The organism is Microcella sp. (genome assembly GCF_051860105.1).
Taxonomy (GTDB): Bacteria; Actinomycetota; Actinomycetes; order Actinomycetales; family Microbacteriaceae; genus Microcella.
The window spans coordinates 1-12,832 of the sequence record NZ_JBHYEO010000002.1 but is presented as its reverse complement, the minus strand read 5'-3'; the positions used below and the strand labels follow the sequence as shown (position 1 = coordinate 12,832).

The following is a 12,832-nucleotide window of genomic DNA, read 5'->3' as shown; positions in this document are numbered from 1 at the left end:
CAGCGCGGTGCGCTGATCAGCTGTTGCTCGAGAGCTTCTCGCGCAGAGCGGCGAGCGACTCGTCGTCGGCGAGAGTGCCGCCCGCGTTCGAGTCGGACGAGAAGCTCGACCCGCCGGCGGCGGGCAGCTCGAGGGTCTCCTCCTCGACGAGCGCGGTGGCGACCTGCTTCTTGTGGGCCTCCCAGCGGGCCTGGGCGGCAGCGTAGTCCTGCTCCCACTTGGCGCGCTGCTCCTCGAAGCCGTCCTTCCACTCGCCCGACTCGGGGTCGAAGCCCTCGGGGTACTTGTAGTTGCCGGCCTCGTCGTACTCGGTCGGCATGCCGTAGACGGCGGGGTCGAACTCGACACCCTCGGGGTCGACGCCCTCGTTGGCCTGCTTGAGGCTCAGCGAGATGCGACGGCGCTCGAGATCGATGTCGATGACCTTGACGAACACCTCGTCGCCGACCGAGACGATCTGCTCGGCGAGCTCGACGTGCTTGGCCGAGAGCTCCGAGATGTGCACGAGGCCCTCGATGCCGTCCGCGACGCGCACGAAGGCGCCGAACGGGACGAGCTTCGTGACCTTGCCCGGTGCGACCTGGCCGATCGCGTGGGTGCGGGCGAAGACCTGCCACGGGTCCTCCTGGGTCGCCTTGAGCGAGAGCGACACGCGCTCGCGCTCGAGGTCGACCTCGAGGATCTCGACCGTGACCTCCTGGCCCACCTCGACGACCTCGCTGGCGTGCTCAATGTGCTTCCAGCTGAGCTCGGAGACGTGGACGAGGCCGTCGACGCCGCCGAGGTCGACGAAGGCGCCGAAGTTGACGATCGACGACACGACGCCCTTGCGAACCTGGCCCTTGGCGAGGTTGTTGAGGAAGGTCGAACGGCTCTCCGACTGCGTCTGCTCGAGCAGGGCACGGCGCGAGAGCACGACGTTGTTGCGGTTCTTGTCGAGCTCGAGGATCTTCGCCTCGATCTCCTGCCCAAGGTAGGGCGTGAGGTCGCGGACGCGACGCAGCTCGATGAGGGACGCGGGGAGGAAGCCGCGGAGACCGATGTCGACGATGAGGCCGCCCTTGACGACCTCGATGACGGTGCCGGTCACGACGCCGTCGGCGTCCTTGATCTTCTCGACATCGCCCCAGGCGCGCTCGTACTGCGCACGCTTCTTGGAGAGGATCAGACGCCCCTCCTTGTCCTCCTTCTGGAGGACGAGCGCCTCGACGGTGTCGCCGACAGCGACGACCTCTTCGGGGTTGACATCGTGCTTGATCGACAGCTCGCGCGAGGGGATGACACCCTCGGTCTTGTAGCCGACGTCGAGGAGGACCTCGTCGCGGTCGATCTTGACGACCGTGCCTTCGATGAGGTCGCCGTCGTTGAAGAACTTGAGGGTCAGTTCGACCGCGGCCAGGAAGTCTTCAGCAGAGCCGATGTCGTTGATGGCGATCTGCTTGGGGGCCTGGGTCGTTGCGGGGGTCATGTAGTGGGTGCTCCGATGCGGACAGGAATCAGGCCGGGACGACGAGGATCTGATGAGTCGCCCGGGCATGCGGACAGGATTGCCGTCAATTCGACGACTCTCCAGCTTAGCGCGGCCCCTCCGGCACCGGCAACTCGTGGGGATCGCGCAGGAATCGTCGCTTCGCCAGCTCGTTGGCGGCCAAGTAGAGCGCTGTCAGGCCGATGAGGGTGAGGATCACCGGCAGCGGAACCGGCGCGAGGCCCAGCGCTCCGGCGGCGATCGGAACGTACGGAAGCGCGAGGGTGACGAGGGCGACGACCGCGCTGGCGATGATGAGCGCTCGTCCTGGCCGCGACCGCCAGACCGGTCGCGCCGTGCGCAACGACAGCAGCACGGCGATCTCCGTCAGTGTCGACTCGATGAACCAGGCGCTCTGGAACAGGGTCGCATCCGACCCGAAGGCTCCGAGCAGAATGCCGAACGTCGCGAGGTCGAAGACCGTCGAGAGCAGTCCGAACACGATCATGAAGCGCCGGATCCCCCGGACATCCCACGTGCCGGGTCGACGCGACTGCTCGGGATCAACCGCATCGCCGGCGATCGCCATGGCCGGGATATCGCTGAGGAAGTTGATCAGCAGGATCTGACGCGGGAGGGTTCCACGCCGACGATGGTCGACGAGGCCCTCCCGCCCGATCTCCTCGCCCGTGGCACGACCATGGCCGAGAGACTAGACCCGGCTCAGCCCGGCGACTACGTGAGGAGCGCGGTCTTGAGCGTGTCGAGACCGACCCCGCCGAGGTCGAGGGCCTTCTTGTGGAAGACCTTGTTCGAGAACGCGGCACCCTCCTTGGCCTTGTAGGCGTCGCGGATCTGCTCCCAGATGCGCTGACCGACCTTGTACGAGGGCGCCTGCCCAGGCCAGCCGAGGTATCGGTTGACCTCGAAGGTCACGAAGCCGTCATTCATGTTGACGTTCTTGCGCAGGAAGGCGAATGCGTCGTCGCTCGTCCAGACCTGGCCGGTCTCGGGGTGGATCTTGCCGAGGTGCACACCGATGTCGAGCACCACGCGCGCGGCGCGCATGCGCTGGCCGTCGAGCATGCCGAGCCGGTCGGCCGGGTCGTCGAGGTACCCGAGCTCCTCCATGAGGCGCTCGGCGTACAGCGCCCAGCCCTCGGCGTGCCCGCTCGTGCCCGCGAGCAGACGGCGCCACGAGTTCAGCTGCGCACGGTTGTAGACGGCCTGGCCGATCTGCAGGTGGTGGCCGGGAACGCCCTCGTGGTACACCGTCGTCGTCTCGCGCCAGGTGTCGAACTCGTCGACGCCCTCGGGGATGCTCCACCACATGCGGCCCGGTCGCGAGAAGTCGTCGGTCGGGCCGGTGTAGTAGATCGCTCCGCCGGGCGTGGGGGCGATCATGCACTCGAGCCGCTTCACGGGTTCGGGGATCTCGAAGTGCGTGCGCGAGAGCTCGTCGACGGCAGTGTCGCTGAGCTTCTGCATCCAGGCCTGCAGCGCCTCGCGGCCGTGCAGCTTGCGCGACGGATCCTTCTCGAGGAAGGCGATGGCCTCCTCGACGCTCGCGCCGGGCAGGATCTCGCCCGCGATCCGCGTCTGCTCGTCGACCATGCGCGCGAGCTCCTCGATGCCCCACTCGTAGGTCTCGTCGAGGTCGATCGTCGCGCCGAGGAATCGACGCGACATGAGGCTGTAGAGCTCGCGGCCCACGGCGTCGTGCTCACGCGCGGCCGGCGCGATCTCGGTCTCGAGGAAGTCGGCGAACGCCCCGTAGGCCGCCGCTGCCGCCTGGGCGTTGCGTGCCAGGTCGTCGTGCAGCGAGTCGGGCAGACCGGATGCGTCGACCTGCGCGCTCAGGGCGAACTCGGGGAAGAACCCGTCGGCGGCGGCGTTGCGGCGCGCCTGCTCGAGCACCTCGACGACCTGACGGCGCGCGGGGGTGTTGCCCGCCGCGATGCCCTCGCGCAGCGTCTCGGTGTAGCCCTCGAGAGCGCTCGCGACGTTGCCCATCTTGCGGGCGATGATGCCCCAGTCCGATTCCGTTGCGGTGGGCATGAGGTCGAAGATCTCGCGGATGCCCTGCGCGGGCGAGGCGAGCACGTTGAGGTCGCGCTGATCCCAACCGGCCTCGGCCAGGTCGAGGTCGAGCCGCAGCTCGGCCGACAGATCGGTGATCGTGACACGGTCGGTGTCGTCGACCGGAGTGGCGGCCTCGAGCTGAGCGAGCGTGGCGCGCGCTGCCTCCTCGTAGCGCGCCCGTCCCACGGGCGAGAAGTCCTGGTACTCGTCGAGCCGTCCGGCCGCGCCGATGTACGTCGCGGTGTCGGGGCTCAGCTCCACGAGCGTGGCGACCCACTGCTCGGCGATGGCGTCAACGGGAGTGGGAGTGCGGTCGGCTGCGCTGTCAGACATGCGCTCGAGCCTAGTGCGCCGCCTCGTTCCAGTCGCGGCCCACGCCGACCTGCACGTCGAGCGGTACGGCGAGGTCGGCCGCCGAGCCCATGCGCGCGCGCACGATCGACTCGAGGGCCTCGCGCTCGCCAGGAGCGACCTCGAACACGAGCTCGTCGTGCACTTGCAGCAGCATGCGCGACCGGAGGGCATCCCGCGCCATGTCGGCGGCGACGCCGTTCATCGCGATCTTCATGATGTCGGCCGCGGAGCCCTGGATGGGGGCGTTGAGGGCCTGGCGCTCGGCGTTCTCGCGCAACACCCGGTTGGGGCTCTTCAGGTCGGGGAACGGGCGACGGCGGCCGAAGATCGTCTCGGTGTAACCGTCGGCGCGCGCCTGCTCGACGACGCTGCGCAGGTAGTCGCGCACGGCACCGAACCGCGCGAAGTAGTCGGCCATGAGCTGCTTCGCCTCGGCGGTGTCGATCCGCAGCTGCTTGCTCAGGCCGAAGGCGCTGAGCCCGTACGCGAGCCCGTAGCTCATGGCCTTGACCTTCGTGCGCATGTCACTCGTCACCTCGGCCGGGGCGACACCGAAGATGCGCGCGCCGACGAACCGGTGCAGGTCCTCCCCCGACCGGAACGCCTCGATGAGCCCCTCGTCGCCCGAGAGGTGCGCCATGATGCGCATCTCGATCTGCGAGTAGTCGGCCGTCAGCAGGCTCTCGAAGCCTTCGCCCGCCGTGAAAGCGGCGCGGATGCGGTGGCCCACCTCGGTGCGAACGGGGATGTTCTGCAGGTTCGGGTCGGTCGAGGAGATGCGGCCCGTCGACGTGCCGGTCTGATCGTAGGTCGTGTGGATGCGCCCGTCGGACCCGATCGCGGTCGTGAGGGTCTCGACGATCTGCCGCAGCTTCGTGGCGTCGCGATGCTGCAGCAGCAGACCGAGGAACGGGTGCGGATGCGCCTCCTGCAGATCGGCCAGCGCTGCGGCGTCGGTCGAGTAGCCCGTCTTCGTCGCGCGCGTCTTCGGCATGCCGAGCTCGTCGAACAGCACCTCCTGCAGCTGCTTGGGCGACCCCAGGTTGACCTCGCGACCGATCTCGGCGAAGGCCTGCTGCGCGAGCTGCGCCGTCGTGTCGCCGAGCTCGGTGTTGAGCGCGTCGAGCGCAGCGCGATCGACCGCGATGCCCGTGCGCTGCATGAGCGCGAGCACGGGCGCGCTCGGCAGGTCGATCTCGGCCAGCACCCGCTCGCTCGTCTCGGGCAAGGACTCCCGCTGCTCGGCGACGAGGCGGTGCAGGAACCAGGCGACCGTCGCGGGACTGATGCTCTCGGTGTCCGGCACGAGCTGATTCGGGTCGGCCTGCGGCATCGCCTCGCCGAGCGCGTCGTGAACGAGGTCGGCGAGGTCGTACGACTTCGCACCCGGGCGCTCGAGCCAGGCGGCCAGACGGGAATCCCAGACGACCCCGGCGAGCGGGATGTCGAGAGCGGCGAGCACGCTCGAGGCCGTCTTGGCGTCGGCGAGCAGCTTGGGGGCGTCGCTCGACAGCCAGGCCTCGAGCGCGGCGTAGTCGGGACGATGCGCGGCCCAGTTGACCTGCACCGACTCCGTCGCCGTGGCCAGCCCGAAGGCCGCGAGCTCGCCCTGGGGAGCATCCACGATGACGGCGACCTCGGCTCCGGCGGTCGCGGTGATCCAGTTCGCGAGCTCCTCGTCGACGAGGACGCGCACGACGGGCAGATCGGTGCGCGGGGCGGCCTGCTCGGGCGTTCCCATGTCGGCGCCCTCGGCCTCGGCGATCTTCAGCACGCGCTCGGTGAGCGTGCGGAACTGCAACCGTTCGAAGACGTGCTTGACGGCGGCGACATCCATCGGACGCCGGTCGAGATCGTGGGCCGTGACGGGCAGGTCGAGGTCGGTCACGAGACGGTTGAGGCGGCGATTGCGCTCGGCGCGGTCGCGCTGCTCGCGCAGGTTCGCGCCGACCACTCCCCCGATCTCGTCGATGTGCTCGAAGATGCCCTCAAGCGATCCGTACTGGGTGATCCACTTCACGGCGGTCTTCTCGCCCACCTTGTCGACACCCGGGAGGTTGTCGCTCGTCTCGCCCACGAGGGCGGCGATCTCGGGGTACTGCTCGGGGTTGATGCCGTAGCGCTCGCGCACCGCGTCGGGGTCGTAGCGCTTCAGCTCGGAGACGCCGCGCGCGTTCGGGTACAGCAGGGTGACGTCGTCGGTGACGAGCTGGATCGTGTCGCGATCGCCCGAGACGACGAGCACGCGGAACCCGTCGGCGGCTCCTTGCGTGGCGAGGGTTGCGAGGATGTCGTCGGCCTCGTAGTCCTCTTTCGTGATCGTGGGGATGCTCATCGCCGCGAGCGCCTCCTGCAGCAGCGGCACCTGCCCCACGAACTCCGGAGGAGTCTCGCCGCGCGTGCCCTTGTACTCGGGGTACTCGCGCGTGCGGAACGAGTAGCGGGAGATGTCGAAGGCGACGGCCACGTGCGTCGGCTTCTCTTTCGCCAGCAGGCTCAAGAACATCGACAGGAAGCCGTGGATGGCGTTCGTGTGCTGGCCGTCGCGCGTGACGAAGCTGTCGATCGGCAGCGCGTAGAAGGCCCGGAAGGCCAGCGAATGGCCGTCGACGAGCAGAAGGGTAGGCTTTGCGGAGTCCGTCACGGGGCCAGCCTAGCGAGGCGCCCCGACCCGCTCCCGGGCCCCTGCCGCCCGGCCCCGATGAGGATACCGATGACCCTCCTGCCCCCCGACCTCGACCTCGACCCCGAGCTCGTCGAGCGCCTCGTCGGCACCGGTGGCGGCGCCCTGTGCCGCCGTATGGGCATCGAGTTCCTCGAGCTGTCGGCCGAGCGCTCGGTCGCCACGATGCCCGTCGAGGGCAACACCCAGGTGATCGGGCTGCTGCACGGCGGCGCGCATGTCGTGCTCGGGGAGAGCCTCGGCTCGATTTCCTCGGCGATCCACGCCGGTCCGGGTCGCTATGCGGTCGGCATCGAGATCAACGCCACGCACAGCCGGTCGATTACCGAGGGCCTCGTGACCGGAACCTGCACGGCGCTCGTGCTCGGCCGCACTCTCGCGACGCACGAGATCGTCATGACCGACGAGGCCGGGCGTCGGCTGTCGACCGTGCGGATGACGAACATCCTGCGCGACCGCTGACGCGGCGCCGCAGCGCGGGGCTACTCCCCCGCGTCGGCCGTGCCATCGGCGGGCGCGGCCGCCTTCTTCGGAGCATCCTTCTTGGCGCCCAGCTGGTCGATGATGGCCTGCGCGACGGCCTGCATGGTGGTGCGGCGGTCCATCGACGCCTTCTGGATCCAGCGGAACGCCTCGGGCTCGGTGAGCCCCATGCGCTCGTTGAGCAGCCCTTTCGCCCGATCGACGAGCTTGCGGGTCTCGAAGCGCTCCACGAGGTCGGCGACCTCCGCCTCGAGGGTGAGGATCTGCTGGTAGCGGCTGAGCGCCACCTCGATCGCCGGGAGCAGGTCGTTCGGCGTGAACGGCTTGACGACGTAGGCGAGCGCTCCCGCCTCGACCGCCTGCTCGACGAGCTCTTTCTGGCTGAAGGCCGTGAGCAGCACGACCGGAGCGATGTGGTTCTCGCTGAGCCGCTTGGCGGCCTCGATGCCGTCGAGCTGCGGCATGCGGATATCCATGATGACGAGGTCGGGGCGGAGCTCGGTGGCGAGCGCGACGGCGGTCTCGCCATCGCCGGCCTCCCCCACCACGTCGAAGCCGTTGTCGCGCAGGATCTCGACGATGTCCATGCGAATGAGCGACTCGTCCTCGGCGACGACGACGCGACGGGGGGCTGATGCAGTCTGATCCTGGTCACTCACGCCAGAGAGCCTACGGTATCGTCGAGGCCCGAGGGTCGTGACGACCCGAGCCGGCTTGGCGGAATGGTAGACGCGGCGCACTCAAAATGCGTTGTCCGAGAGGACGTGTGGGTTCGAGCCCCACAGCCGGTACAAAGACGACGAGGGTCCGCATCCTGATGGATGCGGACCCTCGGTCGTTGCGACGAACGCTCAGTCGGCGTGCTCGCCGCTCTCCCAGACCGGGGCGGCCGCGTTGATCGCGTCGCCGACGACGTGCACGCGCAGGTCGTTCGTCGAACCCGAGATTCCGGGAGGCGAACCGGAGATCACCACGACCTTGTCGCCCACGTCGGCGAGCCCCTCGCGCAGCAGCACCTCGTCCACCTGGCGGTACATCGCGTCGGTGTGCGTGACACGGTCGACGAGGAACGTCTCGATGCCCCAAGTGAGCGACATGCGGCGCTGGATCGACTCGAGGGGGGTGAAGGCCTTCATGGGAACGCGGAACCGCAAGCGCGACATGCGCCGAGCCGAGTCGCCCGACTCGGTGAACACGCAGACGAACTTGGCCTCGACGAAGTCGGCGACCTCTGCGGCGGCGAGCGTGATCGCCCCGCCCTGCGTGCGCGGCTTCGTTCCGAGCGGCGGGATGCGCTCGAGGCCGTGCTCCTCGGTCGACGCGATGATGCGAGCCATGGTCGACACGGTGATCACGGGGAACTCTCCGACGCTCGTCTCACCACTCAGCATCACCGCGTCGGCGCCATCGAGCACCGCGTTGGCGACGTCGGAGGTCTCGGCGCGCGTCGGGATCGGGTTGCTGATCATCGACTCGAGCATCTGGGTGGCGACGATGACTGGCTTGGCCATGCGGCGCGCCAGCTCGACGGCGCGCTTCTGCACGATCGGCACGGCCTCGAGCGGCAGCTCGACCCCGAGGTCTCCGCGCGCCACCATGATGCCGTCGAAGGCCTCGATGATCTCCTCGAGGGCATCCACCGCCTGGGGCTTCTCGATCTTCGCGATGACCGGCACGGTGCGTCCCTCCTCGCGCATGATCTGGTGCACCCGGTTGACGTCGGAGGCGTTGCGCACGAACGACAGGGCGATGTAGTCGGCGCCGAGCTTCAGACCCCACCGCAGGTCGTCCTCGTCCTTCTCCGACAGGGCAGGAACGTTGACGGCGACGCCGGGCAGGTTGATGCCCTTGTTGTTCGAGACCGGTCCGGCCACGACCACCTCGGTGCGGACCCGGATGCCGTCGGTGTCGATGACACGCACCTTCACCTTGCCGTCGTCGATGAGCAGGAAGTCGCCCGGGTTGACGTCGGCGGGGAGGCCCTTGAAGGTCGTGCTGCAGATCTCTTTCGTGCCGAGGATGTCTTCGGTCGTGATCGTGAAGATGTCGCCTTCGGCGAGCTCATGCGGGCCGTTCTCGAACTTGCCGAGGCGGATCTTGGGGCCCTGCAGGTCGACGAGCACGGCGACGGCGCTGCCGGCGTCGGCGGCGGCCTTCCGCACGTTGCGGTAGACCTCCTCGTGCACCTCGTACGTGCCGTGGCTGAGGTTCATCCGGGCGACGTTGACGCCCGCCTCGATGATGGCCCGGATGTTCTCATAGCTGGCGGTCGCCGGGCCGAGGGTGGCGACGATCTTTGCGCGTCTCATGGTGTCCTTCAGATGGGGTGGTGGTGGTGGTGGTAGAGGTGGTGCAGGTCTCGACGCGTCGACGCGCTCAGACGGTGAGCGGGCGGTCGGTCGCGCGCACAGGCGCGGGCAGGTCGCTCTCGCCCTGGAGGTAGGTGTCGACCGCCGCGGCGACCGCTCGGCCCTCGGCGATCGCCCAGACGATGAGCGAGGCTCCACGACCAGCGTCGCCGGCCACGAACACACCGGCCTCACCGGTCGTGTAGTCGGCCTGGCGGGTGATCGCGCCGCTGGTCTCGAACGGCAGCCCGAGCTGGTCGTTGAGCGTGCCGCGCGCGGCCCCCGTGAACCCGAGGGCGAGCAGAACCAGATCGGCGGGGATCTCGCGCTCGGTACCGGCCTTGGGAACCCGGCGCCCGTCGAGGTACTCGGTCTCGGCCACGCGCAGCGCCCGCACCTCGCCGGCATCGGTGGTCAAGAACTCGACCGTCGAAGCGAGGTACATGCGGTCGCCACCCTCCTCATGGGCGCTCTGCACCTCGAAGAGGGTGGGCTGCAGCGGCCAGGGCTGCGACTCGGGCCGCTCGTGCGGCGGCTGCTTGCCGATCGCGAGGTTGGTGACGCTCACGGCGCCCTGGCGGTGAGCCGTGCCGATGCAGTCGGCACCGGTGTCCCCTCCGCCGAGCACGACGACGTGCTTGCCCTCTGCCGTGATCTGGTCAGCGACCTGATCGCCCGCCTGCACGCGGTTCGACTGCGTCAAGTACTCCATGGCGAAGTGGATGCCCAGGGCGTCGCGCCCCGGGATCGCGAGGTCGCGCGGTTCCGGAGCACCCGTGGCGATCACGACCGCGTCGTAGCGCGTCCGTAGCTCGTCCCAGGTGATGTCGACGCCGATCTCGACGCCGGCGCGGAACCGCGTGCCCTCCGCCTGCATCTGCGTGAGGCGGGCATCCAGATGCCGCTTCTCCATCTTGAAATCGGGGATGCCGTACCGCAGCAGGCCGCCGATGCGGTCGTCCTTCTCGAACACGGCTACGGTGTGCCCGACCCGCGTCAATTGCTGAGCTGCGGCGAGGCCGGCCGGGCCGGAGCCGACGACGGCGACCGTCTTGCCCGTGAGCCGCTCCGGCGGCACGGGCTGCACCCAGCCGTTGTTCCACGCCTGCTCGATGATCGAGGCCTCGACCTGCTTGATCGTCACGGCCGGCTGGTTGATGGCGAGCACGCACGACGACTCGCACGGGGCCGGGCAGAGCTTGCCCGTGAACTCGGGGAAGTTGTTCGTGGCGTGCAGCCGTTCGATGGCCTGCCGGCCTTCGCCGCGCCAGGTGAGGTCGTTCCACTCGGGGATCAGGTTGCCGAGCGGGCAACCCTGGTGGCAGAACGGGATCCCGCAGTCCATGCAGCGGCCGGCCTGCCGGCGGAGCACACCGGGGTCGCCCTGCTCGTAGACCTCTTTCCAGTCCATGAGCCGCAGGGGAACGGGCCGCCGCGGCGGCAGCTCGCGCTCGGGAACGTTGATGAAGCCGCGGGGATCAGCCACCGGTCACCTCCAGGATGCGGCCCCACACGACGTCGCCGTCGGGGTCGAGGCCTTCGTCGAGCGCGGTCTGACGCGTCGCCAGCACGGCCGCGAAGTCACGCGGCAGAACCTTGACGAAGCGATCGAGAGCGGCATCGCCATCGGCGAGCAGGCGCGCAGCGAGAGCCGACTCCGTCTCATCGTGATGACGCCGCAGCAGGTCGGTGACGAGCACGCGGTCGTCGGCGTCGAGGGCCGACAGCACGAGCTCGCCCGTGGCGATCGCATCGCTGTTCACCCGCTCGCGACGCAGGTCGTACACGTAGGCGGTGCCCCCCGACATGCCGGCGCCGAGGTTGCGACCCGTGGCACCGAGGATCATCGCCGTCCCCCCGGTCATGTACTCGAGCGCGTGGTCGCCCACGCCCTCCACGACCGCGGTCGCGCCGGAGTTGCGCACGAGGAATCGCTCGCCGACGATCCCGCGGATGAACATCTCGCCGCTCGTGGCTCCGTAGCCGATGACGTTGCCCGCGATCACGTTCCGCTCGGCGGGGAACACGGCGTCGCGACTGGGCCGCACGATCACCCGCCCGCCCGAGAGCCCCTTGCCGACGTAGTCGTTGCTGTCGCCATACAGTCGGAGCGTGATGCCGCGCGGCATGAAGGCACCGAGGCTCTGACCGGCGGAGCCCGTGAGCGTCACGTCGATCGTGTCAGGTGCGAGACCGTGCTCACCATGCCTCGTGGTGACCTGGTGGCCGAGCATCGTGCCGACCGCGCGCTCGGTGTTGCGGATGGGCAGGTCGATGCGCACCGGCGATCCGTGCTGCAGGGCGTCGGCGCTGAGCCGGATGAGCTCGTTGTCGAAGTGCTCGTCGAGCTCGTGATCCTGCTCCTCGTTCTTCGTCCGCGGTGCGTCCTCCGCAAAGGACGGGCCGTGCAGGATGGGCGCGAGATCGAGACCGTCGGCCTTCCAATGGCGCACGGCGCGATCGACATCGAGCAGGTCGGCACGGCCGATCGCCTCCTCGAGCGACCGGAACCCCAGCTCGGCGAGGTACTCCCGCACCTCCTGCGCGAGGAACTCCATGAAGGTGATGACGAACTCGGGGGTTCCCGTGAAGCGCTTGCGCAGTTCGGGGTTCTGCGTCGCGACGCCGACGGGGCAGGTGTCGAGGTGGCAGACCCGCATGAGGATGCACCCGGAGACCACCATCGGAGCGGTGGCGAAGCCGTACTCCTCCGCGCCCAGAAGAGCCGCGATGATCACGTCGCGACCGGTCTTCATCTGACCGTCTGCCTGCACCGTGACGCGTCCGCGCATGTTGTTGAGCATGAGCGTCTGCTGCGCCTCCGCAAGCCCGAGCTCCCACGGCGTGCCCGCGTGCTTGAGCGAGTTGAGCGGGCTCGCTCCCGTGCCACCATCGTGGCCCGAGATCAGGACGACGTCGGCCTTGGCCTTGGCGACGCCAGCCGCGACCGCGCCGATTCCCGATTGGCTCACGAGCTTGACGTGCACGCGCGCACCGGGGTTCGCGCGCTTGAGGTCGAAGATGAGCTGCTTGAGGTCTTCGATCGAGTAGATGTCGTGATGGGGCGGAGGCGAGATGAGCCCGACGCCCGCCGTTCCGTGACGGAGGCGCGCGATCCAGGGGTAGACCTTGTTCGCCGGCAGCTGGCCGCCTTCGCCGGGTTTTGCCCCCTGCGCCATCTTGATCTGGATGTCGTCGGCGTGCGTCAGGTAGAGGCTGGTGACCCCGAAGCGGCCGGATGCCACCTGCTTGATCGCACTGCGCTTCTCCGGATCGAGCAGCCGCTCGGGGCTCTCGCCGCCCTCGCCCGTGTTGCTGCGGCCCCCGATGCGGTTCATCGCGATCGCGAGGGTCTCGTGCATCTCGGGGCTGATCGCGCCCATGCTCATCGCGCCGGTCGTGAAGCGCCGGATG

9 protein-coding genes and 1 tRNA gene are annotated in these 12,832 nt (G+C 68.9%); 2 read left to right on the top strand and 8 right to left on the bottom strand.

Annotation, left to right across the window (positions count from 1 at the left end; genetic code table 11):
• Positions 1 to 16: 16 nt before the first annotated feature.
• From rpsA to polA, 4 genes are all read right to left on the bottom strand, one after another.
• Positions 17 to 1,468: a 30S ribosomal protein S1 gene (gene rpsA / locus ACTIE9_RS01155; protein WP_439563740.1), complete on the bottom strand. Its 1,452-nt coding sequence runs from the start codon at positions 1,466 to 1,468 to the stop codon at positions 17 to 19.
• Between the two features lie 106 nt (positions 1,469 to 1,574).
• On the bottom strand, positions 1,575 to 2,090 hold the full coding sequence (locus ACTIE9_RS01150) for a cation transporting ATPase C-terminal domain-containing protein (RefSeq protein WP_439563914.1): 516 nt from the start codon (positions 2,088 to 2,090) through the stop codon (positions 1,575 to 1,577).
• Positions 2,091 to 2,203: 113 nt separating this feature from the next.
• A complete protein-coding gene (locus ACTIE9_RS01145; protein WP_439563739.1) occupies positions 2,204 to 3,883 on the bottom strand; it encodes a DUF885 domain-containing protein in 1,680 nt (559 codons plus the stop codon).
• Positions 3,884 to 3,893: 10 nt separating this feature from the next.
• The gene (gene polA, locus ACTIE9_RS01140; RefSeq protein WP_439563738.1) at positions 3,894 to 6,548 is read right to left on the bottom strand and encodes a DNA polymerase I; all 2,655 of its coding nucleotides are present in this window, start codon (positions 6,546 to 6,548) and stop codon (positions 3,894 to 3,896) included.
• A 69-nt stretch (positions 6,549 to 6,617) separates the two neighbouring features.
• Between polA and ACTIE9_RS01135 the strand changes: the two genes are divergently transcribed.
• A complete protein-coding gene (locus ACTIE9_RS01135; protein WP_439563737.1) occupies positions 6,618 to 7,049 on the top strand; it encodes a hotdog fold thioesterase in 432 nt (143 codons plus the stop codon).
• Between the two features lie 20 nt (positions 7,050 to 7,069).
• On the opposite strand, the gene ACTIE9_RS01130 is transcribed toward ACTIE9_RS01135, so the two are convergent.
• The gene (locus tag ACTIE9_RS01130; protein ID WP_439563736.1) at positions 7,070 to 7,729 is read right to left on the bottom strand and encodes an ANTAR domain-containing response regulator; all 660 of its coding nucleotides are present in this window, start codon (positions 7,727 to 7,729) and stop codon (positions 7,070 to 7,072) included.
• A gap of 49 nt (positions 7,730 to 7,778) precedes the next feature.
• Between ACTIE9_RS01130 and ACTIE9_RS01125 the strand changes: the two genes are divergently transcribed.
• Positions 7,779 to 7,861, top strand: a tRNA-Leu gene (locus ACTIE9_RS01125).
• Between the two features lie 60 nt (positions 7,862 to 7,921).
• Here the strand turns inward: ACTIE9_RS01125 and pyk are convergent.
• The 3 genes from pyk to ACTIE9_RS01110 all read right to left on the bottom strand — a co-directional run.
• Positions 7,922 to 9,379, bottom strand: coding sequence for a pyruvate kinase (gene pyk / locus ACTIE9_RS01120; RefSeq protein ID WP_439563735.1), 1,458 nt, complete (start codon positions 9,377 to 9,379; stop codon positions 7,922 to 7,924).
• A gap of 67 nt (positions 9,380 to 9,446) precedes the next feature.
• Entirely contained in the window at positions 9,447 to 10,904 is a 1,458-nt protein-coding gene (locus ACTIE9_RS01115; protein WP_439563734.1) for a glutamate synthase subunit beta, read from the bottom strand.
• Positions 10,897 to 12,832 (bottom strand): glutamate synthase-related protein (locus ACTIE9_RS01110; protein ID WP_439563733.1); only part of this gene is annotated, 1,936 nt, incomplete at its 5' end. The genes ACTIE9_RS01110 and ACTIE9_RS01115, both read right to left, overlap by 8 nt.